Below are 24,741 nucleotides of genomic sequence, written 5' to 3'. Positions count from 1 at the left end.
AATGAATGACTGTGCGTTATCGAAGAAAAGTTCGCTGATTATAGACTGACCATCACGGCCTGTTTGGAATTATTCCCACTCCAATACAGGGAATAGTAGGTTGATATTACGCCGATTGATGGTATTGAAGAGCTGCCAATGGCCTTCTTCAGCATGAGCTGCAGTATCCATGGTTTCTTCCATGCTTTTCCCTTTTTTGATGGCATCACGGACATCATGCAATAACAGGTTGAGATAAAGTGCCTGTTTATCTAAGGCAATGGCGAACTTATCCGTAGCGGGGCCATGCCCAGGGATAGCATGTTGAATACCTTGCAGCTGCTTGAGTTGCTCAATGGCGGATAGCCACCCCTTGATGTCCCCATCCAAAGAGGGTGTGCGCTCGATAAACAGTAAGTCCCCGGTCCATAACGTCTGGGTATTTTCGTCCAATACCGTCAGGTCGGTATTGGTATGGGCATTCGGGTAAGCTGTCAGTAGTAGTTTTCTGTTGCCGAGGTCAAGTTTCAGCTGAGTGTCTACTAGTTTTGAGGGAGGGATAACATCGCTCCCAGAGAATTGTTCACCTAAAAGATGTTGGCCCTGGCGTAAATAGGCATCTTGACGTAACGCCATGGCATTAGCCAATTTGGCATGGCCGATAAACACAGGGTGTTCAGATGTAAATGCAGCATTGCCGAAAATGTGGTCGGGGTGAATGTGGGTATTGATCACATACAGTATCGGGAGATTGGTGACCCGGCGGATGGAGGCTAGTAGTGCCTGGCCAACTTGTTTGCTACCACCTGTATCAATGACGGCAACGCCTGTTTTTCCGACGATAAAACCAATATTACTGATGTCGCCTTGATAACCCTCATCCAAGTCAAGATGAGCACCTTGGTGCATATATATCCCGGGCGCAACCTGCTGTACTGGCAATGCTGCAGGCGCACCATACGCGGGTAATAGCCAGAAGCCGCCGATGAGGTAGAGCAAGCTGGTGATGTATGGGGTAAATCGCAGTGACATAGTTAAGGGGCCTGCAAAAATTGCATGTTAAATGCCTATATACTGTTCTGTAAACACTAGAATTGAACTTGAGAAGTATCGCAGCGTCTGAAACAATGCGTTATATAAAGATATAAACGATAAAAACAGCAATTCAAACACTATTGGAGAATGTATATGCAATGCAAATTTGAGTTAAAGCTCATCACGGCAGCCGCTGCGCTGGCGTTTTCAGGCTCTCTGCTCGCAGCACCTTTCGCTTATTCCACCAATGAGAAGTCAGGCTCTATTTCTGTCATTGATACCCAAACCGATAAAGTAGTCGATACCTTCGACGCGGGTAAGAAGCCACGTGGTGCTGCGATTACCAAGGATGGCAAATACATTTTTGTCAGTGACCAAAAGCAAAACTCCTTGCTGGTGATTGATCTCCAGACTAAAAAGGTGACTGATAAGATAAAGCTTGAAGAGTCTCCCGAAGGCGTAGGAATCTCCCATGATGGCAGATGGATTTCTGCTGCAAATGAGGAAGATAATAGCGTCGCTGTGATTGACACCAATACGCACAAAGTGAGCTATATCGTCAAAATGCAGGGCAAAAACCCTGAACATGCCGAATTCAGCCCAGATGGTAAATGGATGTATGTGAGTGCAGAAGAGGCTAAGTATGTGGATGTCGTAGATGTCGCCAAACGTACTTCCATCAAGCTGGTTGAAGTGGGCGAGCGCCCTCGTGGTATTGGCTTCCTGCCAGATAGCTCTCGTGCCTATGTTGCTAATGAAGCAGCTGGTACGGTTTCTGTGTTTGACACCAGCAAGCATGAGGTGATCGCGACTATTCCAGTAGGGCAGCGCTCTAATGGGGTTCAAGTGTTGCCAAATGGCAAGAAGGTTTATATCTCCAATGGTGGCGATGGTAGTTTGTCCGTGATTGATACTGCTACCAATAAAGTGACTGCAACCATTCCAGTTGGCAAACGGCCATGGAATATGTCACTGACACCGGACGGCAAGAAGCTTTATGTCGCCAATGGGAAATCAAACTCGGTCACCGTCGTTGACACTATCAATGACAAAGCGCTGAAGGAAATTCCAGTAGGTGATACACCATGGGGTGTCTTCGTCCACTAATTCCGCTTGTTGGTTGATATAGGCCCTCTGTACTCACCATGAGATTGGTTCAGTGCAGAGGGCTTTTTAGGCTAGAAACATCATGAATAACACTATTAGGTATACCAAGGTCGCTATTATCTTGCACTGGCTGATTGGTATTGCCATCCTTGCCCTATTTGCCTTGGGTTGGTATATGAATGAGCTTCCCAAGGGGGGAGACAAGATAACGAGCATTGATCTGTTCGATCTTGGGTTATATAGCATCCATCTGGCAGAAGCAGCGACCTCTCGTACTTTTTATTTCAATTTGCACAAGTCTATAGGCTTCACCGTGTTTCTCTTGGTTGGGCTAAGGCTATATTGGCGTTTGATGCATAGGCCGCCAGCTTTGCCTGACTCCATGAAGCGCTGGGAAAAAGTGCTGGCACATGGCACGCATCATTTACTATATCTCATGATGGTATTGATGCCAGCGACAGGTCTATTGACTACTCTATACAGTAAATATGGCCTGCACTGGTTCTCTGTACCTGTATTGCCCGGATTGGATAATGCTGGTTTGCGAGACTTTTTCGTAGACGCGCACGAATTCTCTGCCACCATACTGATTTTATTGATCGGTTTACATATTGCTGCGGTATTCAAGCATCAGCTCATCGATAAAGACAATATCCTTAAGCGCATGTCTTTATTTCAATAAATTTTTAATACCCACCATAAAAAAGCACCCCCAGAAGCATAGCTTGTGAGGGTGTATTGCCCAGGCACCTGCAAGTGCCTGCATAACACTGTCGTGCGGGAGAGCCTTAAGCCTTAGTTCACCCCAACATAACGCTTCACCTTGAAGTGATGCTTAGGGTGAGTCACATAGACAAACTTCTTACCCGCATGGCGATCTGCACTGATCGCAGAAGTATCAATACGATTCACATTGAAATGATGCTTGGGGTGAGGACGGTTGTTTTGTGCTCGCACCACATCCTGATGACTAATCACAGCGCTAGACTCAGCCACACGAGCATCGGTTGCTAAACGGCTAGGATTGATCGTCGCTGCAGCGACTACCTGATGATCGAACAAAGCAGCGTTATGCTCTTCTGCCTGAACAAAAGATACCCAAGAAGCGGCCAATACCAAACTCGCAATAGAAACTGTCTTTTTCATGATGATCTCCAAGTAATGAATTTATTGTATGTGTTGCATTGAGGTAAATCATACTGGAGTGACCCCTTGGGAAAAACATACGATCAACTGATCAATACTTCGGTAAAATCGAAGAGTGGGTGTGTGAGGGATTTGAGTGTCAGGAGAAAATAAAAGGGGCACTGTGTTAGCAGTGCCCCTTTTGATAAAGCTATCTTAAATATAGAGCTTAGAAGATATAAGTTGCATTGAGGCCAAGTAGCCAATTGCGACCAGCAGCAGGTTCGTAAAAGCGACTATTGCCGTCGTTGACACGAATGGAGCCAATGTAATCCTTGTCGAAAATATTTTCTACGCGGACATATTCACTGAATCTCCAGTTTTGCAATTTTTGCTGAAAACCGGCCCGAATATTGAAGAGGGTGTAAGAGCGTGCCGACTCACTGTTTTGATCGTCGGTATACACTTTGCTATTGTGGCGAGCTTCAAATGCTGTATTGAAGCCGCTGGCTTGGTGCTTCCAAGCAACTTCACCATAAATTTGTGAGCGATAAGTTCCGGGGATGTAATTGCCAGACTGAACTGTGTTGATGACAGTGGAGCCAAAGCGCGTTACAGGATATGAGTAGGTATCATCGAATTTTGCACGTAGTAAAGTGTAGGAGCCAAACACCGCAATGTTATTTGCAAATTTAGAGTCAATTGAGAGTTCAATACCATTACGTTTGGTTTTGCTGGCGTTCATGTACGTGACATTGTTATTGATGTTTTGCTGAACCACAATTTCATCATCGGTACGAATATTGAACAAGGTGAGATTGGCAACGGTATTGCTGCCAACAAATGCTTTGGTTCCAATCTCAAAGTTTCGGCTTTCGCTGGGTTTGAGATTTAGATTGGGGCCGGTGACAGTTGGAGTAACGGTGGCATATGCAGCTTCAGCGAAAGTGGGGGTCTCAAAACCTTTGCCATAGTTGGTGTAAATGTTCCAGGTTGGTGTGACTTTCCAAACCATCCCACCAACTGGAGTAGTTTTTTCATAGGTTACACTGCCATTATTGGAGCCAAGGTGATCATCAACCTCTAGTCGGACTTTTGTACGACGGGCACCGAAATGCAGGTCCACATTTTCCAGGACGGACCATTGTGCCTGAAGGTATTTGTCGGAGTTTGTGGCAATGTTTTCTTCGTCACGGTTCAATGCACCGGTCTTGATACCATTCACTGCGACAATATCCAAACGATCATCGTTCATTTTTCCATAGGTTATGCCAAAGCTTATGTTGTATGGGCGATTGAGCAACTCTCCCTTGTTGTTCCAGCGCAGGTCAGTTCCCCAGAACTCGCGCTCAATCGAACTTGCACGACCATTCCCGTTGAGTTGACTGATAGAGAGGTACTGTTCATTACGTCGATTACCTACGTAAGAAATCAGGTTTATAGAGTTATTGGCATTAATGTTGTGCTCAAGGTTGAAGCCTACTTGAGTCTGGCTCCGTGAGACCCGAGTGTCTGCCCGCAAAGCACTTGGCGCAGCTTGTTTACGATCTGCACGAGTCTCACCGAGTGTTAAGCCAAGCGGGTCATCCGCCTCCTGGTCAAACCAGTTGATCAACGTTGTGAGCTTAGTATCTTCATTTAAATTGAAGCGGAATTTGGCTGTGCCTTGTTCTTTCTTGTTGCGGCTATGATCGCGATAGCCGTCGGAAGAGTAATTGCTGTAGTTGATAAGGTATTCGAGACCATCAGCAGTGCCGGCCGCACGGGCGTTTTCTCGACGGGTGTTGTAGCTGCCGAATAATACGCCAGCCGATAACTCATGGCCGGAAGGCGCATTTTCTGTCAGCAGTTGTACAACGCCACCAGATGAGTTGCCGTACAGCGCTGAGAACGGGCCACGCATGACTTCAATGCCCTGCATTGCGCCAAGGTCAACACTGCCAGGTTGCCCGCTGCCATCAGGGTAAGTCAAAGGGATGCCATCAACATAGACGCGCACACCACGCACACCAAATGCAGAGCGTGCGCCAAAGCCACGGGTGGAAATCTGCGGATCTTGTGCCATTTGAGTCCGGTTTTGGGCAGTGATACCGGGAACGCGGATCAGGCTTTCGGACAATGTCATTTGTGCCTGACCATCTTGAATGTTTTCTTTGCTGACAACGTCAATGGCGACTGGCAAATCGAAGCTGCGTTGCGCTGCGCGAGTCGCTGTCACAACAACGGGGGAAACGACTTGTAAGCCTTCGCGGGTTTCTGTGGAGGCATCTTCTGCCATGGCAGGGCCACTGTTCCATATGCCTAATACAGCAAGTGGAATGAGTTTGAGATGAAACCTAGAACGATGCATGCTGACTCCCCAATAATGCTTTTAAACTGTTTTATAAGGTGGCGAGCATAGGCGAAAGCGGTTAGTTTGACCATCAAGATAATCATGAATTTGTACCGGAACCTTGCCCGGAAAGGAAAGATTGCAATATGTCGCGCGTGGGAAGGTGGGCTAGCAGTCCAGATTGACGGATACACAGGCTTGCACTGGCACAACCATATTGCAAGGCGGTAGATAGGTGCTTTCCTTGCAGCAGGCTTGCCAGGAAAGCGCTAGCGAAAGCGTCGCCAGCACCTATGCTATCAACCACTTGGGTCTCGAAAGCTTCTTGTTGATGGGTGCTACCATCTTCTAGTAGGGCGACAACACCTTGGTCACCCAGAGTAATAATGAGAGATTTTCCTGGAAAGCGTTGGTTGAACTGGATGTGTCTTAACCATGCCAATGTGGTGTTTCGGGTTGAAAAATGCTCAGGCGTTTCATTTAGCCAGGCTTGAGCTTCTGTCTGGTTCATGATCAACACATCGGTGAGTGCCAGCAGCGTAGGGTTGATGTTACGGTAGGGAGATGGATTGAGTACCGTCATGCGGTTTGCCGCACGAGCAATGCTAAAGGCTGCGATGATGGCGGTATCAGGCAGCTCGAAAGGGGCATAAGTGAGGTCCGCTTGTTGTATATGCGCGGCTTGCCTTTGTATATCGGCCTCGCCAAGCATGGCATTGGCACCTGGATAAATGATGATCTGGTTTTGGCCCTGCGCATCAATCAGGGCGACACCATGACCGTTATGCTCGGCAATGATGGCTGGAGCGATATGGTTGAGTTGCCATTCCGCCAATATGTCCTGTAGTTGTTGCTGTGATGTGGGGTGGTATCCGCAGGGCAAGGTACCGTTCAGAGGCACGGCTAATTTGTGCAGGCCCACCAGGACGTTGAGTCCCTTGCCGCCAGTTTCACAGTAAAAGTTTTCAGCTTGAAAGGACTCACCAGGGGCGGGGAAGCGGCGCACGAAGTACACATGCGCGATCATCAGGCTGGCAAGGATATAAGCATTCGAGCTGCTAGGTTTGAAGCTTGCCAGCATGGTTGTCTAGCCTTTCATCTTGACCCGGTAGGCATAAGCATCGCCACGGAAAGTACCCTCGACATATTCCAGTAGAATGCTATCGTGAGAATAGCTACGGCGCTTGATCAGCAGGCAAGGTTGCGCGAAGCTGAAGCCGAAAGCCTGATTCTCGACTTCATTGGAGAGTACAGCCTCTACCGTTTGTTCACACCACTCCAGGTGATGCTTGCACTGCTGGTTGATGGCTTGATAGATAGAACCTTGTAAATCAGCAGAAGCGAGCTCTGGTAGATGGTGCAGGTTATACCAGGCAATTTCGTGAGAAAGTGGTTTGTCATCGCCGTAGCGGATACGCTCCAATTTCAGGATTGGGGCATTGGAGTTGAGGCCGAACATGGAGGCCATGCCACGGTCATTGGTGATGGTTTGTTCGAGGATACGCGTAGAGGGCTTCATGCCCAACTCATGCATTTCATCAGTAAAGCCGCGTAACCTGAACATATGGGTATCCAGTCGGCCAGGGGTCAGCACTGTTGTGCCACCTTTACGGTTGCTGGTGATCAGTTTACGGTTACGCAGCTCCATATAGCTGCGCTTGATCGTGATTTTGCTGACGCCTAAGGCCTCGGAAAATGCAGTCTCAGTCGGCAATTGTGTCCCCGGCTTGAGTTCCTGCTGCAATATCAGGGCTTCAAGTTGCCGATACAACTGTGCATACAACGGCTCAGTTGCATCCTTGTCTAGTTGAATCAGATCAGTAATCGAGGCTACATGAGCTTTGGTGGTTTTTAATGGGGTCACGCATAGGGCCTACAAAAAATCCACCTGCATATTAACCGCCGATGTGTCGAAAGTTCAACAGGAATATACATACACTCACATCTTATCTGTGATATTGCTTGCTCATTCAGGTGCAGATCATGGCTACCGGAATTGAGAAAAACCATTGGGCAGGGCTACAACAAACCTTCCATGACCTGAACTTGTACTTCTACACCTGCGGGTAAATTACCTATCGCGTCGTTCAGGACAATAAAACAATTGGCTTCAGACATCGAGCGCAGGATGCCGGAGCCTTGGTTGCCTGTCGGGCGCACTTGCCAATTGCCAGCTGCATCAGCGAATAAGATGCCGCGTTGGAACTCTGTGCGGCCTGCTAGTTTGCGGATAGGCTCGGTGCAGGTGGCGTTGAGTAATGGCAATGCAGGCACCGGGTTTTGCCCTGCGAGATATAGCAAGGCATCTCGGACGAATTGGTAAAACGTGACCATGACGGAGACTGGGTTGCCGGGCAAGCCGAAATAATGAGCCGAGCCTACTTTGCCATAGGCGAGTGGACGGCCTGGCTTCATGGCGATTTTCCAGAAGACGACTTGGCCTAGTTTTTCCAGTAGTTGTTTCATGAAGTCGGCTTCCCCCACGGAAACACCTCCACTCGTCAGAATGACATCTGCTTGGGTGGCGGCCTCTATGAGCGCCTGCTCCAATGCGGCAGGGTCATCACGCACAACACCCATATCAATGATATCTACGTTCAGGCCTAGCAGCATGCCATGCAGGGTGTAGCGATTACTGTCGTAAATTTGCCCTGCGCCTAATGGTTGGCCAATGCTGACCAACTCATCTCCTGTCGAGAAAAAGGCGACTTTTAACTTGCGATAGACTGAGACCTCTCCGATACCCAGTGATGCGATTAGGCCAATATCCGCTGGCCGCAATTGGCGACCCGTTTCTAAGACAACTTGTCCTTTCTTCAAGTCTTCACCAGCATAGCGGACATTGGCCTGGGGTTTGGGAGGTTCTAGCATGGTCATGCGATTGCCTGAAACCTCAGTGCGCTCCTGCATAATCACAGTGTCGGTGTCTTGTGGAATCAAGGCGCCTGTCATGATGCGTATACATTCTCCCGCATTGACAGTGCCTATGAATGGTTTGCCAGCATAGGCTGTGCCTATGATGTTCAAGGCAGGAGAGTTGATGTCCTGGCTATGCAGGGCAAAGCCGTCCATGGCGGAGTTATCATGGCTGGGCACATTCAACGGCGAGATGACACTCTTCGCAAGCACGCGCCCAACAGCGGCTGTTAGTGGCAGGGTTTCGGTGTCGCTGACGGGGTTCAGAAAGCGCTGGATAAATTTTCTTGCCTGCTGGACTGGCATCGAGTTGGGATCATAGTCATCCTGGCAACTGATGAGTTGGTTAAGCGATTGGGTTGCGGTCATGGCGTCAGGTCTTTCATCCATTGCTCGATAAAGTCGGCAATGGCTTCTGGGTTGTTCAGATCTAATGTGGACGTGGCCAGGGCACCAAGATGTGCATCCGTGGCGATGGCAATGATGCTTGGATCATCTACTGCCAGTAAGGGATAATCTAGGCTGGGTCGGTGAATCTCAATCTTGCTGATGTCAGCTTGTTTGAAGCCTTCCACCAGCACTAAGTCTATGGTTTCGTGATCAAGCTGTGGCAATAGCTCTTCAAGGTGTACTGGGTTCGCTGCCAACTCGGGAATGCGTTGGCGCTCTGTCATCAGAGCCCAGCGGATATCAGAGGCAACCAAGGTTTGCACGGCACCGGCTTCACGCAGGCGATAGCTATCCTTGCCCGGTTTGTCTACATCGAATTTGTGGTGTGCATGCTTGATCACTGATAGTCGCAGGCCTCGGGCGGTGAGTATCGGGATCAGTTTGGTGAGCAGTGTGGTTTTCCCAGAGCCGCTACCATAGGCACAAAAGCCCAAAATGGGACGCGGAAATGCGGTCAAGGTATTCACGAGGCCTGTTCCAGGCCGTGTAGTTCTTCAGGCGTGTTGATATTGGCGAAAGCCTGGGCCTGATCGGTAAATGAGACGTCGGTACTATCGAGCTGGGCGATCCAGTCTGCCATTTTGCGTTCCCCTCGTTGTAAAAATTGCTCAAGGTTGGGCAGCAAAGAGCGGCGGCATAGACAGAAAACGGGGTGTGCTTGTTTACCGGTTTTAGCAACGGCAATATCAGCATCCCGCTCTATCAATGCATTCATCAGACGTTTGGCCAAACTAGAAGGTAATAGCGGTGAGTCACAAGGGGTGGTGAGGATATATGGATGTTGTGCATGCAGCATGCCAGCATGCAGGCCTGCCAGCGGGCCTGCAAAATCACCTATTTCATCTGCTATCACGCGATAACCCAATTGCTGGTAACGATCAATCTCGCGATTGGCATTGATCAGTATTTCGTTCACTTGTGGTGCAAGGCGCTGTAATACATGCTTGATCATGGGCTGGTCATTGAATTCCACCAAGCCTTTGTCAGCACCTCCCATGCGCTTGCCTTGACCACCCGCAAGCACGATTCCTGTAATACTCATATGTCTTGGTCAAATATTGGCTCACCATGAAGATGTGCCAATAAATGTGATTGATTGCGAAGGGGAAATTTTACTTTATTTTCCATGCTTGCTACAGCCAATTGCCCGCAGGCTACCGGAGTCAAATTAGCCGCCAGTCTGGGACATGAAGCGAATGACCGCAGGAGCGGCGCGCTGCAAGTCAAAGTCATGGCCCTTGGGTTTGATATGCATAGAGGCCAGGATAGCGTCCCGTAAAGGCTGGTCATCATGTGGGTAGTCACGTAGCAAGGGCATAAGGTCAATTTTGCTTTCCTGCCCCAGGCAGAGGAAGAGTTCTCCCTTGCAGGTGATGCGTACGCGATTGCAGGCCTCGCAGAAATTATGGCTGTGCGGTGAGATGAAGCCAACTCGGGTATTCGTGTGGGCTACGCGCCAATAACGTGCTGGGCCGCCTGTTGTTTCTGTGCTGCTGACTAACGGGAAGTGTTCCTGCAATAATTTGAGTGTGGCCTGGTTGCTGACATAGGTAGACCCACGGCTATGGTCGACCTCACCTAGTGGCATTTCCTCGATGAAAGCAACATCCAATGCTTGTTCAATGGCAAATTGCAGCAAGGGAATGGCTTCATCATCGTTGAAGCCTCGCATCAGTACTGTGTTGAGCTTGATGTTGGTAAAGCCTGCATCCTTGGCGGCCTGGATACCACGTAACACTTTGTTGAGATCGCCAACACGGGTGATCTTGCGAAAACGCTCGGCATCAAGGCTATCAACGCTAATATTGATGCGATTTAGCCCAGCCTTTTTCAGGGCATGGGCATAATGCTCCAGCTGTGAGCCATTGGTCGTCATCGTCAACTCGCGTAATCCTGGCAGGTGGCCGATTTCTTCAAACAGCGATAATGCGTTTTTCCGCACCAAGGGTTCCCCGCCTGTGATGCGTACTTTGCTGACACCTAGGCTGACAAAAGTTTTTACCAGTCGTCCACATTCCTCTAGAGAGAGTACCTCTTCGCGAGGGAGGAAGCTCATTTCCTCGCTCATGCAATAGACACAACGGAAATCGCAGCGGTCGGTGATTGACAGACGAATATAGTCCACACGACGACCAAACTGGTCGATCAATTGGGGAGTGTGGGGGATATCAGACATTGGCAGCTATTTCAGGCCCAGGTTGGATGCGATAAGATGCGTGGATTGTAAGTCCTTCAGTCAATACAAACAATATGGATTGCAGTCTGTCTCTATGACTGCAAGCAGAGGTGAAAATTCCACATGAGCGCCATTAGCATCAAGATTCGTCTGCCTTATCAGCACCTGGTTGCCATTGGCCCAGGCAAGGCGGACTTGCTCGAAGCGATCAATCAAAGTGGTTCGATATCAGCAGGTGCCCGCGCCATGGGCATGTCTTACAAGCGCGCTTGGGACCTGGTGGATGCCATGAATAAGAGTTTTCGTGAGCCGCTGGTGGCAACGGCAACAGGAGGTAGCCACGGCGGTGGTGCCAGGGTGACACCATTTGGCCTTGATGTGCTGACGCGGTATCGTGCGATGGAGGCTAAAGCCAACCTGAGTATTGCCCAGGATGCAGAGGCGTTGGCGTCAATGTTACAGCCACTTTAAGGGTTTACTCACGACGTACAAACAGATGGAAACTCTCGCGCCTGTCTAGTGCACGATTGCCCGACCATATCAGTTGCCAGTTGTCACCTGGTGTCAAGCTGGCATGGCGACTATCATCTTGAATCAGATAAAGATCGCAAGCTGGGTTGTGGCTTGCCGGGGCGCTCTGTGGTTGGATCACTAGGTCGGTGTAATAATCAAGCAGGGCAGTTTGTGCCATGCCGATGCCATAGCTATTGATACATGAGTATTCGGCAGGCATGGCCTTGCTCAGGTCTTCAAATACATTCTTGTAGCTACGGGCGTTATCTATCCACGGTAGCCACAATGTCATCAATAAGCCCCATGCCATGGTCATGCCTACGGCCCAGTTGGTTAATGCACCACGATTTGAGCGTTTGCTATTGGCGACAACAAATAACCAGATGATGGTGACTGTTAGCGCTGCTGCTAGTGCGAGGATATTTAGATGTGCTTCTTGAGTGGCTGCAAGAAACTGCATGCGTTCTGCGATCTTGGCGGGAGTGCCTGTGAGCATGGCGAACCAACCCAGCCAGATCAGTGATCCCATCATGCCGAACAGCAGCAGGCCAAACCAATCCAGTGCGCCAGCAGCGCCACGTCGCAATGTTTCTACGCTGCCTCCGGCTAGTACAGCAAGTGGAAGCAAGAGTGGCAGAATCTGAATTTCACGACGCTCAAACATCAACCCAATGATCACGAAACTGGCAGCAGAAAATACCAAAAGTAACTGCATCTTCGGCTTGTTTAGCAAGTTTGCCCGGTAGCGCCATGTTCCCCACGCGGCAATAGGCAATGCTGGCCAAGCGTACCAGAGTAAGGTGCGCATGATATAAGGGTGGTTGATGGTGGCTGAGCCGCGCATGCTATCTTGCCACCAGTTATTGAAATGGCCAGGCTCAGCGTTGAACAGTAGCCATGGCCAGGTAAGTAGCCAGGGGCTTGCGACCATCAAGCTCAATATAGCTACAATGGCGAAGCTTTTGCTGCGCCATTGGGCGAACAAGATGGGCAATAGTGCCATGGTGATGAGTACGATGAGCGCGCTCGCAACCCCGGTGGCCAGAAAGCTGATGCCGATTCCCGAGCCGAGTAATGCTGCCGCTCTCAAGGGGCGACGTTTAGCTAGTGCTAATGCATACAACGCCATTGACAGGCCCGCCAGGGAGGCTACTTGTGGCATCAATAGGTGCGATGAGGCAATGAGGCCGATGGAGGCGATAAAGATAAAGGTGATTTGGCGGCCTATGCCTACACCCCATAGTTCACGACCCAGCATGCCTACCATGAGCAAGGTAATGGTCATCCACAGGCTGTTGATCAACCGTGCAGCATCATGGAGTGGGAGAATGCCAGAGAGTAGTTTGCCACTGGCTGCTGCGCTCCAGTAGTAAAGCGGTGGATATTCTATGCTTTGCTGTCCTGCGGCAACGGGCACAAGCAAACCTTGGCCTTGTACCATGTTCTTGACGATGCTGATGGTTTGAGCCTCATCTGGCTTCCATGGTTCGTGCCCGACCAAACCCAGGAATATCCAGGCCACACAGAGCAATATCAGCAGATGAGTCTTGGCGCGCTCACCTACTCGTGCGCGTGGAGTTGCCAAGTGTGCTTGCCAATCGTGCTCAAGCTCGAATGCCATGAATATCCTTTAGTTTCGGTCGGTAATGCCTATGCATTTTAATCGCTTAGATCATGATGCTGGGAAAAACAAAAAAGGCAGCCCAGGCTGCCTTTTTGTACAACATATTACCCTTTGGGTTACATGCCGTATTTCTGACGAAACTTCTCAACACGACCAGCGGTGTCAAGAATCTTCTGCTTGCCAGTATAGAATGGGTGGGATTGAGAAGAAACTTCAATCTTGATCAGTGGGTATTCTTTGCCATCTGTCCATTTGATGGTTTCTTTTGCAGCGATAGTGGAGCGTGTCAGGAAGCTGAAATCAGCACCGATGTCCTGAAACACAACTTCGCGGTAATCTGGGTGAATGCCAGGTTTCATAATGTTTTACCTCTATATTGCCGGTTTGTGCGGCGAGCCAGTGTAGGGTCCTGCCAAGCAGGAAAGGGGAGCATTATATGCAGCCTGTCAAGAAATTGCAAATCTCGACAGGCTGATACTCATATATTAGCCTCTGCGCATGGAGTCGAAGAAGTCTGCGTTGTTCTTGGTGGCCTTCAACTTGTCGAGCAGGAACTCAATCGCCTCCAGGTCATCCATGGGGTAGAGCAATTTGCGGAGTACCCAAATCTTCTGCAATACGTCTTTTTCGATGAGCAACTCTTCACGGCGAGTACCGGATTTATTGACATTGATGGCAGGGTAAATACGTTTTTCGGCCATGCGACGATCAAGGTGCAATTCGGAATTACCGGTACCCTTGAATTCTTCGTAGATCACGTCGTCCATACGCGAGCCGGTATCCACCAAGGCGGTGCCAATGATCGTGAGGGAGCCACCTTCTTCAATATTACGTGCAGCACCGAAAAAGCGTTTTGGACGTTGAAGCGCATTGGCATCCACGCCACCAGTGAGTACCTTGCCTGAAGCTGGCACCACAGTGTTATAGGCGCGTGCAAGACGGGTGATGGAGTCGAGCAGGATGACGACGTCTTTCTTATGTTCCACCAGGCGCTTGGCTTTTTCCAGCACCATCTCAGCGACTTGCACGTGGCGGGTTGCTGGTTCGTCGAAGGTGGAGGCCACGACCTCACCCTTGACGGAGCGAGTCATTTCGGTGACTTCTTCTGGGCGTTCGTCGATCATCAGTACAATCAATACCACGTCTGGATGGTTGGCCGTAATGGCATGTGCAATATGCTGCATCATGACTGTTTTGCCTGATTTCGGCGGTGCGACCAGTAGTGCACGCTGGCCTTTGCCGATCGGTGCGATCATATCGATGACACGACCCGTAATATTTTCTTCACCGCGAATATCACGCTCCAGCACTAATGGCTTGGTCGGGAAGAGCGGTGTCAGGTTCTCAAACAGTATCTTGTGTTTGCTGTTCTCCGGCGCTTCGCCATTGACGCTGTCTACTTTGACCAAGGCAAAGTAGCGTTCGCCATCTTTGGGTGTGCGAATCTCGCCCTGAATCGTATCCCCGGTATGCAGGTTAAAGCGGCGGATTTGCGAAGGCGAGACATAAATGTCATCAGGCCCGGCAAGGTACGAGGTATCGGGGGAGCGCAGGAAGCCAAAGCCGTCTTGCAATACTTCCAGGGTGCCGTCGCCGAAGATGCTGTCACCTTTCTTGGCCTTGTTCTTCAATATGGCAAAGATCAAGTCCTGTTTGCGCATGCGGCTTGCGCCTTCAATCTCATTGGCGATGGCCATTTCGACTAGTTCAGTGACAGGGAGGTGCTTCAAGTCTGATAAATGCATATTTGGGAAGGCTCGTTGGAAATCAGAAGTGCTGTAAAACGGGGATTGTTTGAAGGATGACCGCCAGGTTCCTGTGGCGAGTGGTGCTTTAAGCTATTAGATGGAACCTGGCGCCAGGGTAGCGCTATTAGATATTGCTGTCAATAAATGCTGTCAATTGGGATTTGGAAAGTGCGCCCACTTTTGTCGCTTCCACATTGCCGTTCTTGAACAACATCAGAGTGGGGATGCCGCGAATGCCATATTTAGGTGGCGTATTTTGGTTTTCGTCGATATTGAGCTTGGCGATCTTTAAGCGATCAGCATACTCTTTGGAAATTTCGTCCAGAATTGGCGCTATCATTTTGCAGGGACCACACCATTCTGCCCAGTAGTCTACCAGCACAGGTACCTGGGATTGCAGGACTTCCTGATCAAAAGTATCGTCGCTGATGTGGGTAATATGTTCGCTCATTTGAACCTCTAGTGATGGTTTGGTTATGCTGGATACATTGCATTAGCCAGCTTGATATTGGCGGAGAGTGCCAAGTAATTTCGCTATCCTAGCGAAAAAAATCCTGCAAGTGAAGTATTGAATCAGGCATAGATATTGCTGGGATGCATGGATTTTTGTGATCTATAGTGCAGAAATCGCTTAATCCATCACGACAGGGCTTCATAAATGACCGAAAACGCGACAGGCAAGTTTCAATTCCTGGATGAGCCTGGAGAGCACGGCAAGGTATTCGCGACTTATGAGCATGTGAAGTTGTATAGTGCTTTTCAGCCCATTTATAGCTTGTCGCATTGCCGTATCGTTGGCTATGAGGGTTTGTTGCGTGCCATTGATGGGCGTAGGCAGGTTTCACCTTACCAGATATTTTCCCTGGCTCGCGATGAAGCGAGCATCGTGCATTTGGATCGATTGTCACGTGCGCTGCATTTGCGTAATTTTTGTAGCATGGGGCGCGATGGCGTAGAGTGGCTGTTCTTGAATGTCGATCCTCGCGTGATCGTGCAGGGAAAGCAATATGGTGCGTTTTTCAGGCAGTTGCTTGAAGAAAATAATATGCCGCCTGAGCGGGTCGTTGTGGAAATTATGGAAGGGGCGATTGACGATGAGCTTCAATTATCGGAGTCGGTGGGCTTCTACAAAGACCTGGGATGCCTAGTTGCGATCGATGATTTTGGCGCGGGGCAATCCAACTTCGAGCGCATTTGGCGGCTTGCCCCAGATATCGTCAAGCTGGATCGCTCAATGATTGTGCAGGCGATGCAAAAGCCAATGGCACGGCGCTTGTTGCCTGGTATCGTATCCCTGATCCATGAGGCAGGCAGTCTGGTGCTTATCGAGGGGATAGAAACCTTGGAAGAGGCCATGGTTGCCATGGAGACCGATGTTGATCTGGTGCAAGGGCATTATTTTGGCATGCCTGCTCATACGCTTGATGAGTCCCATAGTGAAGGTAAGATATTGTCTTTGTTTGAGCGCTATCAGGCTTCGTCGGCGCTGGATTCCACCCAAAAGTGTCTAGCCTATTATCGTAGCGCTTTTGTACAGGCAGTCGCTCAATTGCAGGCGGGTAAAGTGCAGGAGCAAGCATTTGGCGAACTCTTGGGGTTGAGGGGTGCAGATCGGTGCTACATTCTTGATCAGCAAGGGGTACAGCTTGGGGCAAGTTGCCTGGCGGATAGTGCTAGGCATGTGACAGATCGTTGTTATCAACCGCTTGCAGATGGGCGAGGGGCGGTATGGTTGCGTCGTCCATATTTGCGCCGCGCCTTGCAAAACCCTGGATCATTGCAGATGACGCGCCCCTATCTTTCGATTGCGACAGGTAAGTTGTGTGTCACGTTATCCATGGCCGTGGTGTTACATGGCGAGATTAGCGTACTGTGTTTTGATTTTAACTGGAGTGACGAGGTCGGTGGCGTGAAATAGTGCGCCAACCCATAGCGACGCACTATGCTGGTGCTTAATTAGAGTGCTTATACAGCGCTGAACTGAAAGTGATCAAATTGATTGGTGCGCTCGATCAGACGCGTAATCATCACGCGTTGATGGCTCCCATCTTCAAGCAGCAGCTCTATGTTTTTTGCCGGGCCGTAAGTGCCCGGTGCGCCAATCAGGGAGGGTGACTGCTTGAGCGTAGGTATTTCGGGCAATAAGAACAAGGGCACCGTGCCGTTATCTTCCGTCTGCATGTTGATAGGCTTGGCTTCTGGCGCTAAGAGCTGAATGCCGATATCGAGATGGCGATTCTCAGTATGGCTTGCCCAACGCAACACACCAATTGCCCAGTGCGTGGTATGGCTGATTCTTACACCGACCAAGTCACCAATATGTAAGTGTGCTTCCGCCGCTGGAAGTTTACGCAAGGCCATACCGCCCGCGCTGATGTTGAGTGCTTGCCAGCGTGAATTGCGAGGCAGCTTGCCAGGGATGTTGTCTGAGGTGGACAGGTTCTTGGTGATGAGTGTGTGATGTAATGCTGGTAAACCAATCGCCAGCTCAATGCCATCATTCTTCGGTGTGCGCGTGAAAATTCGCTTGGGAGATGCTCCCCAATGACGCAGTAAATAGGTCAGCAAATCCTGATAGCGTGGCTGGCTTGCGCTTTCTGGCAAGCCAGCTTCTGCCGGGAATGGGCCAAGCTGGCCTTGTTTGATGTGTTGATGGATCTGGCGCGCTAGATCCATAGTCAATAAGAAGAAATCTTGTTCTTCGTCGACTTTGCGCAAGCGTTTTCCTAGGGGTACGGGTGGTTTATCCCGGTTGCTGGAGATCAGAAAAATAGCCGCTGGGTTTTCAATGGTCTCAGGGCGTTGTAGCTGGGTGAGATGTGCGAATCGGGTAATGTAGTCGCAGGTTAACTTGATGTCTCGCTGGGAGAGATGTTGCGGGTCGGCCAGGCTGAGCAAGAGAGCTTGCTTGTAAATATGGCTGATCGGCAGGAGTTGATGACGTACTGAATCTTCAACCGTACTGGTTTCTAGCTCGCGTTGTACGGTAAAAGAATACACTTGGTGCAATTCACCCCAGAGCGAAGGAGGTTGCGCACGGTAGGTTTCATAATAAATCTCGAGCTGCATGCGCAAGGCATCCAGTATGCGATGCAGGCACAGTGCAATGGGTTTAGTGCCGCCAAATTTGAACAGCTTGGCTTCAAAGTCAAGCAGGGCAAGCTTGTAGCCGTAGGCCATTTCTGTCCACAAGGTGTTGGCTAAGGCCGCATATTGCTTTTCTTGCTCAGGGAGAGGGAGCGGCGCGTTGCAGTAGTGGCTAGCAAGCGACTCCGTGGTTGAGATGATCGCCGGGCGGTAAGTTTCTAGCGCTTTGATCCGGGTATCCGCTGCAACCTTTTGCCTATTCAGGATTTCCAGCTCTTCTTGCAACGCTTGGGAGGTTTCCAGAATATTGGTGACCGGGAGCGCGTTCAGGAACTTGATAATCTTGGCTGGCCTTGTCTCCGCGACAATGAGTGGATGATCCACCAGCACTGGTACATTCAAATTCAAGACCATCCCCTCATCTTAATCCCCTTTAAAGTGGGGATGGTAATTAGTCTTGGTTGTTTTGTCACTGCCTGAATAAAGCCTGTGGCGCTTTACCAGCTTGTTACCTATAAGTGGTGGACTGTCTGAGAATATTTATGGCGCAGAGATGCTGTTGCCGTCGGCATCCAGTACATTGAGCTGGTTCTCATCGACAAAATGCATGAGTTGGTTGAAGCCTTCAGGGTTTGTATCCTTGAGCTTCAGGTCGACAGCCAAGCAGCGCACACCTTCGATAACGCGAGGTTTGAGATAAGGGGAGTAACGCAACTTGCGATCTGCGCCGAAGCTGGCGTAGGTGCTGCACATTCTATCTACCCAGTCACTGGGGCGGAAAGGCTTGCCAGCACGGGTTAAGCCTTGAATGATGATTTCGTTGATGCCTGATTTTTCTGTCGTGCTCATGCTTATATAACCATTCGCTCAATCTTATAGGTCATTCTAGCACCCAATCGAGCCGCACGGGCTGATTGGGTGGCAGTGCGATGCCTTGCTTAGTCGATATATTCAAATACCTTGACGACCTTGCCTACGCCGCTGGTGCTACGCGCAATGTCTACGGCATCTTCAGCCTCTTGCTTGGTCACAATGCCTAGTAGGAACACGGTTGTCGCTTCTGTCACCACTTTGACATAGTTAGAGGGGAAGCGATTTTCCTTCACCATACGTGCTTTCACCTTGGAGGTGATGTAGGTGTCATTGTTGCGCTCGCTAAAGGTACTCTTGGTATCAATCACGATCTCATTGGTGATATTGCGTACGTTATCGACAGTGCGCACGGCTTTTTCAGCAGCTTCCTTGCTGGCTGCATCTACAGCTTCACCAGTAAGCAAGACATTGCGGTTGTAACTGGTGACCGTGATGTTGTTCTTTTCCCCAAGTTCTTGCTTGACGGCGTGAGAGGCCTTGAGTTCTATGTTCTGGTCTTCGATATAAATGCCAGAAGTTCTGCGGTCGGCAGCCATGGCGCCGCCAGCCGCTGCGCCGCCAATGACGGCGGGCACGCAAGCGGCAAGCTGAGTAGATAAGGCCAGCGCCAGGAATAAAGGGGCTAGTGGTAAGCGGGAAAGTGCGCGCATATTAATTCACTCCTAACAAAAGACAATCAATGGCATCGCAGATGCAATGCAGGGTCAACATATAAACTTCCTGGACTCTAGCAGGGTGCTCGTGCGGCACCCCGATATGGATATCTTCTTCTGTCAGAAGTTCCACGAGCTCGCCACCATCCCCGCCGCTAAAGGCGATGACGTGCATGCCTGCTTCCTTGGCTGCGGAGATGGCGTGCAGGATATTCTTGGAGTTGCCGCTGGTGCTCAGGGCCAGCAGGATGTCTCCGTGATGGCCGAGTGCCGTGATCTGCCGCGCAAAAACCTGCTCAAAGTGATTGTCGTTAGCAATCGATGTCAGGGTTGAAATGTCGGCAGGCAATGCAATGGCGGCTAATCCGGGACGCTCATGCACATAGCGGTTGAGCATGCGAGATGCAAAGTATTGTGCATTCGAGGCGGAGCCACCATTGCCGCAGGCGAGAATCTTTTTCTCATTGAGGAGCGCTTGAACAATTAATTCTGCAGAGTTGGCAATGGGCGTGGCCAGCAGTTCGGCTAGCTCAAGCTTGAGGTGTCCGCTTTCTTCAAAATGTGCGGTAATGCGGGTGTGAAGGTCATTCATGGTGTGATGTCGGTAGTTATTTCGCTATCAGGCGCCAAATGCGTCCTGAATCCATTCAATATGGTTTGAGTTGAGTCCCGTGAGCAACACTGCATCAAAGCGGCAGGCGGCTTGATGGCCGTGTTGTTGCAGAAAGTGTTCGGCAGTGCGAATGAGTTTTTGCTGCTTGGGAAGATTGATACTGGCCGCTGCGCCGCCATATGTGGCTTGGCTACGCATGCGTACCTCAACGAAAACAATGCTGTTGCCTTGTTGCATGATGAGGTCTATTTCGCCAAAGCGGCAACGATAATTGCTTGCCAGCAATGATAAGCCTTGGCTTTGCAGGTAATTGGCGGCCAGGGCTTCGGCATCATCTCCGAGTTGTTTCAAGGTGTGGTTTCCAACACAACACCTTGTGCGCTAAAGCGACCATTGGCTAATTCGCGGCTAATGACGCCTTCAGGTGAAATGCTAATCTTGCCTGTGAGTCCCTGCAAAGTCTGTGCTTGTTGCGGATGCTGGCTCAGGTGGGTGAGGATGCGATAGGCATCTGCACCCAAGGCAAACCAACGCTGCATTTCTCCTGGTGGAAGGTCGGCAGCGGATGGACGCAGGTTCGCAAATTCCGTCGCATCTGGCTTGAGCAACCAGGGCATATCCAGGAAACGTATGGCATTCAGGACATCGTTTTCCTTATCTTGTGCTACGCCTGCATAGATGTGTGAGGTGGCAAAGGTCGGCGTGGCTGTATCAAGATAAGGTCGGATTGTTCTGGCTTCCTCATAATTGGCCGCAAGAAAGATCATATCTGCCGGGGTGGCGGTGATTTTTGCCTGTAGTTCTGTGGGGTTACTGCCTTCCGTAAATGCCAGCTGTTGCGTAATGCGTCCGCCTGCTGCAGTCCACTCGCTATTGAAGGCTTCGGCCATGCGTTCAGCTAAGTGGTTGCTGCCTGTTGCGATCGTGGCAGTTTGCATGCCCAGGCGTTGTGCCAGCCTGACGAGTTGAGTAATTTCCGTTTCAAGAGGCAGGCCAAAGATATAGAGGTTGGGTGTATTGCTGGCAGCGGTGTCGCTTTGGTTCAGGGCCAGGGTGGGGATGGTAACCGCCTGTTGGCTCAAACGGGTGACCTCGTCTCGCGTGAGCGGCCCCACAATCACTTGCACGCCATCATTGACGGCATGTTGGTAGGTGTCGGCAATATTGGCCGGGTTGCCATCGGTGGCGTATAGCGTAAGTTCGCGTTGATCTTTCGCTTGTGATTGGGCAGCGGCAAACCCCTGCTCTATGGCATCCGCAGCTGGGTAGTAGGCTTCTACCGCGAAGGGGAGGATAATGCCTACCTTCCCGCCCGGTTGATTGTCGATGGTTGCAGTGTTTGTGGGTGTTGCTGCGCTTTGTGGGCGCTGGGCAAGGAGCTCTTGACTAAAGCCTTTGCTTGCCGGGTGGCCGGGGTAAAAGTCGGCCCAGTTTTTCAGTGCGCTATCGTCTTGTTCTTTGGCGGCCAGCGCTAGGTCGATCCAGCCCTGGATATCAGTATCTGGGCTGTCACCACGGATGTTGACGAGTTCCTCGTGGCTGAGCTGACTCAAGCCATCCCAGATTTTCTCATGATTGTGATTGCGGCTTGGGTCATCATCCAGGAACCTCTCGGCGGTGACCCGTTCGGCCAATGCACGCAAGGGATCAGGCTCTTGCTCATAGGCGAGCGCAAGGCTTGCGTGTAAACTTGCGGCTGCTTCATTGTTGAGTGACGGGTTGGCTTTTAATGGCAGTAGTAGCCTGAAAGCAGAATCAAAGTCCTGTTGCGCAGCAGCAATATTACCCGCCAGCAGCTTGGCATAAGCCGACTGGCTGGGAATCCGGTTCAGTGCCAGCGTGGCACAATCAATGTTGCGGGTCTGCAGGCATACCATGCCTTCGTGGAATCGAGTCTCCGGCGGGACGGTGTTGGGAACAGTTGTTGCTGCCATGACCTGCATAGGCAGCAACATCCATGTGAAATACAGAAGGGCGAGCAGTCTTTGGATCATAGTGGAACATTATATGTGGTAGCCACGCCAATTGGAAACCTGCAAGACATCAGCTTGCGGGCGCTGGAGGTGCTCAAGGCGGTGGATGTGGTTGCTGCGGAAGATACGCGTCACACTTCCGGCCTGCTCTCACATTTTGCCATCCAGAAAAAGCTGGTGGCTGTGCACGAGCATAATGAGCGCAGGGCTGGTGAGCAGTTGATACAACGCTTGCAGGCAGGGGAATCCGTTGCATTGGTGAGTGATGCTGGTACGCCGGGCGTGAGTGACCCCGGGGCTGTGGTGGTTGATTTGGCGCACGCAGCAGGCATCAAGGTGGTGCCGTTGCCAGGTGCTTCTGCCGTGGTGGCCGCGATGTCAGCATCTGGCGTGATGACGCCAGGGTTCCAGTTCTATGGTTTTTTGCCGGCCAGTGGTAGCCAGCGCCGCTCTGCCTTGCAATCGTTGGCAGATGTCGCGGTAACGCTGGTGTTTTACGAGGCGCCACACCGGGTGCTGGATAGCGTGGAAGACATGGCTACTGTGCTTGGGCAGGATCGTACCTTGATTATTGCCCGCGAACTGACCAAAACCTTTGAAACCATACATCGTTTGCCCTTGGCGCAAGCGAAGACGTGGCTAGAGGCTGATAGTAATCGCCAGCGTGGTGAGTTTGTGTTGCTGGTAGCGCCTGCGCCGGTGAAGGAAGCGGTTGTACTTGATGATGAGGCGGTGCGGGTGCTGACGTTGCTATTGGCTGAATTACCCTTGAAGCAGGCGGTCAAGCTGGCCACTGAGATTACCGGGGCCAAGAAAAATGCACTTTATGAGTTGGCCCTCAGCCTCAAGCAATCCTGAATACTATAGTTAGATATATTGAATAGAGAGTTTCATGACGACTACGACTACGATCACGATTACCCGTCCTGATGATTGGCATCTGCACTTGCGCGATGGTGCAGCTTTATCTGCCGTGCTGCCTGATACTGCAAAGCGCTTCGGGCGTGCGATCGTGATGCCCAATTTGCGCCCGCCCGTGACGACCACTGCGCTAGCACGAGCCTATCGCGAGCGCATCTTGCAGGCTTTGCCAGCAGGTTCAAGGTTTGAGCCCTTGATGACCTTGTACCTGACAGATAACACCAGTGCAGCAGATATCACCATCGCGAAGGAAAGCGGCATCGTCCATGGCGTGAAGCTTTATCCAGCGGGAGCCACGACCAATTCGGACTCTGGCGTGACCAATCTTGGACATTGTGTGCAAGCGTTGGAAGCCATGGAGAGACACGGCATACCCTTGCTGGTGCATGCTGAAGTGACTGATGCCGATATTGATGTGTTTGATAGGGAAAGGGTCTTTATCGAGCGAAATATGATCCCCTTGTTAAAGCGCTTCCAGGGCTTGCGTGTGGTATTTGAGCACATTACCACCAAGGATGCGGCTGACTTTGTCACTGAGGCACCTGACAATATCGCGGCTACCGTGACGGCTCATCACCTGCTGATGAACCGTAATGCCATGTTTAATGGCGGGATTCGACCACATCACTATTGCCTGCCAGTGCTCAAGCGCGAGGAGCATCGTCTGGCGCTGGTGGCTGCCGCCACGTCAGGGAATCCCAAGTTTTTCCTTGGAACAGATAGTGCCCCGCATGCCAAGTCTGCAAAAGAAGCGGCTTGCGGTTGTGCGGGCATGTACACTGCACATGCTGGAATAGAGCTATATGCAGAGGCGTTCGAGGTGGTAGGTGCATTGGATAAACTGGAAGGGTTTGCCAGCTTTCACGGGCCAGATTTTTATCGCTTGCCACGCAATGTGGATACGGTCACGCTAGAGAAGGCGGCATGGGAAGTGCCAGTCAGCCTGCCATTTGTCGATGATGAGCTGGTACCTTTGCGTGCAGGCAGTACCATTGCCTGGCGCTTGAAGTAGGGCCTTGCTTGGTTTGTTCCAGTCCTTGAGTGCTGTAGACAGGGCTTGTGGTAAACTGAGTGCCGAAGCTGGCCAGGCAGCCGCCGCTCGCGTAAGCGAGGGGAGGAAAGTCCGGGCTCCATAGAGCGGGATGACGGCTAACGGCCGTACGCAGCAACCTTTAAGTTGCAAAACTTAAAGGCCAAGGCGAGGAATAGGGCCACAGAGACGAGTAAGCCGTAAGGTGGATGTGAAACGCGGTAACCTCCATCCGGAGCAAGGCCAAATAGGGTAGCAATGGCGTGGCTCGCGCTGCTACCGGGTAGGCTGCTTGAGCCTGGTGGTAACGCCAGGCCTAGATGAATGGCTGCCGCCCGCATTGCGGGAACAAAACCCGGCTTATCGGCCAGCTTCATTTTCTTGTATTTTTGCGACCAGCCTGGTCAATACTTTCTCTTTTTCATTCCTTCTACCAAGATTCAATCACCTCTTTAGCGTTTCTCATAAAGCACTTTCACTACATTTCCTATCTCCTTATTTCTTAAGGATAAAAATTTTCTCACGGAAATCATCTAAGTCATTGTCCTGTAAAGGAAAAATCCTAAAAAAGCCCTTGCATTGGCAT

Annotated in this window: 25 protein-coding genes and 1 other RNA gene; 7 read left to right on the top strand and 19 right to left on the bottom strand. The window is 50.7% G+C overall.

Annotated elements, in window-relative coordinates; genetic code table 11:
* Positions 1-69: 69 nt before the first annotated feature.
* The gene (locus LG202_RS13980; protein ID WP_230348995.1) at positions 70-1,011 is read right to left on the bottom strand and encodes a quinoprotein relay system zinc metallohydrolase 2; all 942 of its coding nucleotides are present in this window, start codon (positions 1,009-1,011) and stop codon (positions 70-72) included.
* Positions 1,012-1,167: 156 nt separating this feature from the next.
* Here LG202_RS13980 and LG202_RS13975 point away from each other — a divergent pair, with 156 nt between their 5' ends.
* Positions 1,168-2,121, top strand: coding sequence for a beta-propeller fold lactonase family protein (locus tag LG202_RS13975; RefSeq protein WP_230348994.1), 954 nt, complete (start codon positions 1,168-1,170; stop codon positions 2,119-2,121).
* 82 nt (positions 2,122-2,203) lie between these two features.
* Positions 2,204-2,803: a cytochrome b gene (locus tag LG202_RS13970; RefSeq protein WP_230348993.1), complete on the top strand. Its 600-nt coding sequence runs from the start codon at positions 2,204-2,206 to the stop codon at positions 2,801-2,803.
* A gap of 113 nt (positions 2,804-2,916) precedes the next feature.
* Here the strand turns inward: LG202_RS13970 and LG202_RS13965 are convergent, their stop codons facing one another.
* The 8 genes from LG202_RS13965 to moaA form a co-directional block, all read right to left on the bottom strand.
* On the bottom strand, positions 2,917-3,267 hold the full coding sequence (locus tag LG202_RS13965; RefSeq protein WP_230348992.1) for a hypothetical protein: 351 nt from the start codon (positions 3,265-3,267) through the stop codon (positions 2,917-2,919).
* Between the two features lie 208 nt (positions 3,268-3,475).
* Entirely contained in the window at positions 3,476-5,596 is a 2,121-nt protein-coding gene (locus tag LG202_RS13960) for a TonB-dependent receptor family protein (RefSeq protein WP_230348991.1), read from the bottom strand.
* 82 nt (positions 5,597-5,678) lie between these two features.
* Positions 5,679-6,659 carry a PfkB family carbohydrate kinase gene (locus tag LG202_RS13955; protein WP_230348990.1) on the bottom strand — a complete coding sequence of 327 codons (981 nt, stop codon included), beginning with the start codon at positions 6,657-6,659 and terminating at the stop codon, positions 5,679-5,681.
* 6 nt (positions 6,660-6,665) lie between these two features.
* Positions 6,666-7,442 (bottom strand): GntR family transcriptional regulator, encoded by a 777-nt coding sequence (locus LG202_RS13950; RefSeq protein ID WP_230348989.1) that lies wholly within the window; start codon positions 7,440-7,442, stop codon positions 6,666-6,668.
* Between the two features lie 155 nt (positions 7,443-7,597).
* Positions 7,598-8,863 carry a molybdopterin molybdotransferase MoeA gene (gene moeA, locus LG202_RS13945; RefSeq protein WP_230348988.1) on the bottom strand — a complete coding sequence of 422 codons (1,266 nt, stop codon included), beginning with the start codon at positions 8,861-8,863 and terminating at the stop codon, positions 7,598-7,600.
* A complete protein-coding gene (gene mobB / locus LG202_RS13940) occupies positions 8,860-9,411 on the bottom strand; it encodes a molybdopterin-guanine dinucleotide biosynthesis protein B (protein WP_230348987.1) in 552 nt (183 codons plus the stop codon). The genes moeA and mobB overlap by 4 nt, the downstream gene beginning before the upstream one ends.
* On the bottom strand, positions 9,408-9,986 hold the full coding sequence (gene mobA / locus LG202_RS13935) for a molybdenum cofactor guanylyltransferase MobA (RefSeq protein ID WP_230348986.1): 579 nt from the start codon (positions 9,984-9,986) through the stop codon (positions 9,408-9,410). Before mobA ends, mobB begins: the two co-directional genes overlap by 4 nt.
* 126 nt (positions 9,987-10,112) lie before the next feature.
* Positions 10,113-11,120 carry a GTP 3',8-cyclase MoaA gene (moaA, locus tag LG202_RS13930; RefSeq protein ID WP_230348985.1) on the bottom strand — a complete coding sequence of 336 codons (1,008 nt, stop codon included), beginning with the start codon at positions 11,118-11,120 and terminating at the stop codon, positions 10,113-10,115.
* A gap of 123 nt (positions 11,121-11,243) precedes the next feature.
* Here moaA and LG202_RS13925 point away from each other — a divergent pair, with 123 nt between their 5' ends.
* Positions 11,244-11,591 carry a winged helix-turn-helix domain-containing protein gene (locus tag LG202_RS13925; RefSeq protein WP_230348984.1) on the top strand — a complete coding sequence of 116 codons (348 nt, stop codon included), beginning with the start codon at positions 11,244-11,246 and terminating at the stop codon, positions 11,589-11,591.
* A 4-nt stretch (positions 11,592-11,595) separates the two neighbouring features.
* Here the strand turns inward: LG202_RS13925 and LG202_RS13920 are convergent, their stop codons facing one another.
* The 4 genes from LG202_RS13920 to trxA form a co-directional block, all read right to left on the bottom strand.
* The gene (locus LG202_RS13920) at positions 11,596-13,254 is read right to left on the bottom strand and encodes an ArnT family glycosyltransferase (protein WP_230348983.1); all 1,659 of its coding nucleotides are present in this window, start codon (positions 13,252-13,254) and stop codon (positions 11,596-11,598) included.
* A 119-nt stretch (positions 13,255-13,373) separates the two neighbouring features.
* Positions 13,374-13,616, bottom strand: a complete 243-nt coding sequence (locus tag LG202_RS13915; protein WP_230348982.1) for a type B 50S ribosomal protein L31 — start codon at positions 13,614-13,616, stop codon at positions 13,374-13,376.
* 126 nt (positions 13,617-13,742) lie between these two features.
* Positions 13,743-15,002, bottom strand: coding sequence for a transcription termination factor Rho (gene rho, locus LG202_RS13910; protein ID WP_230348981.1), 1,260 nt, complete (start codon positions 15,000-15,002; stop codon positions 13,743-13,745).
* Between the two features lie 127 nt (positions 15,003-15,129).
* Positions 15,130-15,456 carry a thioredoxin TrxA gene (trxA, locus tag LG202_RS13905; RefSeq protein ID WP_226757751.1) on the bottom strand — a complete coding sequence of 109 codons (327 nt, stop codon included), beginning with the start codon at positions 15,454-15,456 and terminating at the stop codon, positions 15,130-15,132.
* Between the two features lie 207 nt (positions 15,457-15,663).
* On the opposite strand from trxA, the gene LG202_RS13900 reads away from it, so the two are divergent.
* Complete coding sequence (locus LG202_RS13900; RefSeq protein ID WP_230348980.1) at positions 15,664-16,923, top strand: sensor domain-containing phosphodiesterase; 1,260 nt, start codon at positions 15,664-15,666, stop codon at positions 16,921-16,923.
* A 47-nt stretch (positions 16,924-16,970) separates the two neighbouring features.
* Here LG202_RS13900 and LG202_RS13895 read toward each other — a convergent pair whose 3' ends face one another.
* From LG202_RS13895 to LG202_RS13870, 6 genes are all read right to left on the bottom strand, one after another.
* Positions 16,971-18,500 (bottom strand): hypothetical protein, encoded by a 1,530-nt coding sequence (locus LG202_RS13895; protein ID WP_230348979.1) that lies wholly within the window; start codon positions 18,498-18,500, stop codon positions 16,971-16,973.
* A gap of 132 nt (positions 18,501-18,632) precedes the next feature.
* Positions 18,633-18,941 (bottom strand): DUF3579 domain-containing protein, encoded by a 309-nt coding sequence (locus LG202_RS13890; RefSeq protein ID WP_230348978.1) that lies wholly within the window; start codon positions 18,939-18,941, stop codon positions 18,633-18,635.
* Positions 18,942-19,030: 89 nt separating this feature from the next.
* The gene (locus LG202_RS13885) at positions 19,031-19,615 is read right to left on the bottom strand and encodes a BON domain-containing protein (protein ID WP_230348977.1); all 585 of its coding nucleotides are present in this window, start codon (positions 19,613-19,615) and stop codon (positions 19,031-19,033) included.
* 1 nt (position 19,616) lies between these two features.
* Positions 19,617-20,210, bottom strand: a complete 594-nt coding sequence (locus LG202_RS13880) for an SIS domain-containing protein (RefSeq protein WP_230348976.1) — start codon at positions 20,208-20,210, stop codon at positions 19,617-19,619.
* Between the two features lie 27 nt (positions 20,211-20,237).
* A complete protein-coding gene (locus tag LG202_RS13875) occupies positions 20,238-20,582 on the bottom strand; it encodes a YraN family protein (protein WP_230348975.1) in 345 nt (114 codons plus the stop codon).
* Positions 20,579-22,165, bottom strand: coding sequence for a penicillin-binding protein activator (locus LG202_RS13870; protein WP_230348974.1), 1,587 nt, complete (start codon positions 22,163-22,165; stop codon positions 20,579-20,581). The genes LG202_RS13875 and LG202_RS13870 overlap by 4 nt, the downstream gene beginning before the upstream one ends.
* Positions 22,166-22,216: 51 nt before the next feature.
* On the opposite strand from LG202_RS13870, the gene rsmI reads away from it, so the two are divergent.
* From rsmI to rnpB, 3 genes are all read left to right on the top strand, one after another.
* On the top strand, positions 22,217-23,062 hold the full coding sequence (rsmI, locus tag LG202_RS13865; RefSeq protein WP_230348973.1) for a 16S rRNA (cytidine(1402)-2'-O)-methyltransferase: 846 nt from the start codon (positions 22,217-22,219) through the stop codon (positions 23,060-23,062).
* A gap of 34 nt (positions 23,063-23,096) precedes the next feature.
* Positions 23,097-24,137 carry a dihydroorotase gene (pyrC, locus tag LG202_RS13860; RefSeq protein ID WP_230348972.1) on the top strand — a complete coding sequence of 347 codons (1,041 nt, stop codon included), beginning with the start codon at positions 23,097-23,099 and terminating at the stop codon, positions 24,135-24,137.
* Between the two features lie 64 nt (positions 24,138-24,201).
* An RNA gene (rnpB, locus tag LG202_RS13855) (RNase P RNA component class A) lies at positions 24,202-24,534 on the top strand.
* Positions 24,535-24,741 lie beyond the last annotated feature (207 nt).

The sequence above is a fragment of the Methylobacillus methanolivorans genome (genome assembly GCF_054588515.1).
Note: the sequence above shows the minus strand (reverse complement) of the source record. Positions and strands in the feature narration are given on the sequence as shown.

Excerpts from the sequence above, each read along its gene's own strand:
- LG202_RS13885 (WP_230348977.1), bottom strand. The coding sequence starts at position 19,615 with ATGCGCGCACTTTCCCGCTTACCACTAGCCCCTTTATTCCTGGCGCTG.
- rho (WP_230348981.1), bottom strand. The coding sequence starts at position 15,002 with ATGCATTTATCAGACTTGAAGCACCTCCCTGTCACTGAACTAGTCGAA.
- LG202_RS13925 (WP_230348984.1), top strand. The coding sequence starts at position 11,244 with ATGAGCGCCATTAGCATCAAGATTCGTCTGCCTTATCAGCACCTGGTT.
- LG202_RS13920 (WP_230348983.1), bottom strand. The coding sequence starts at position 13,254 with ATGGCATTCGAGCTTGAGCACGATTGGCAAGCACACTTGGCAACTCCA.
- LG202_RS13870 (WP_230348974.1), bottom strand. The coding sequence starts at position 22,165 with ATGGCAGCAACAACTGTTCCCAACACCGTCCCGCCGGAGACTCGATTC.
- LG202_RS13880 (WP_230348976.1), bottom strand. The coding sequence starts at position 20,210 with ATGAATGACCTTCACACCCGCATTACCGCACATTTTGAAGAAAGCGGA.
- LG202_RS13900 (WP_230348980.1), top strand. The coding sequence starts at position 15,664 with ATGACCGAAAACGCGACAGGCAAGTTTCAATTCCTGGATGAGCCTGGA.
- LG202_RS13980 (WP_230348995.1), bottom strand. The coding sequence starts at position 1,011 with ATGTCACTGCGATTTACCCCATACATCACCAGCTTGCTCTACCTCATC.
- LG202_RS13890 (WP_230348978.1), bottom strand. The coding sequence starts at position 18,941 with ATGAGCACGACAGAAAAATCAGGCATCAACGAAATCATCATTCAAGGC.
- LG202_RS13975 (WP_230348994.1), top strand. The coding sequence starts at position 1,168 with ATGCAATGCAAATTTGAGTTAAAGCTCATCACGGCAGCCGCTGCGCTG.
- moaA (WP_230348985.1), bottom strand. The coding sequence starts at position 11,120 with ATGTCTGATATCCCCCACACTCCCCAATTGATCGACCAGTTTGGTCGT.
- LG202_RS13970 (WP_230348993.1), top strand. The coding sequence starts at position 2,204 with ATGAATAACACTATTAGGTATACCAAGGTCGCTATTATCTTGCACTGG.
- pyrC (WP_230348972.1), top strand. The coding sequence starts at position 23,097 with ATGACGACTACGACTACGATCACGATTACCCGTCCTGATGATTGGCAT.
- moeA (WP_230348988.1), bottom strand. The coding sequence starts at position 8,863 with ATGACCGCAACCCAATCGCTTAACCAACTCATCAGTTGCCAGGATGAC.
- LG202_RS13915 (WP_230348982.1), bottom strand. The coding sequence starts at position 13,616 with ATGAAACCTGGCATTCACCCAGATTACCGCGAAGTTGTGTTTCAGGAC.
- LG202_RS13960 (WP_230348991.1), bottom strand. The coding sequence starts at position 5,596 with ATGCATCGTTCTAGGTTTCATCTCAAACTCATTCCACTTGCTGTATTA.
- trxA (WP_226757751.1), bottom strand. The coding sequence starts at position 15,456 with ATGAGCGAACATATTACCCACATCAGCGACGATACTTTTGATCAGGAA.
- LG202_RS13965 (WP_230348992.1), bottom strand. The coding sequence starts at position 3,267 with ATGAAAAAGACAGTTTCTATTGCGAGTTTGGTATTGGCCGCTTCTTGG.
- LG202_RS13955 (WP_230348990.1), bottom strand. The coding sequence starts at position 6,659 with ATGCTGGCAAGCTTCAAACCTAGCAGCTCGAATGCTTATATCCTTGCC.
- mobA (WP_230348986.1), bottom strand. The coding sequence starts at position 9,986 with ATGAGTATTACAGGAATCGTGCTTGCGGGTGGTCAAGGCAAGCGCATG.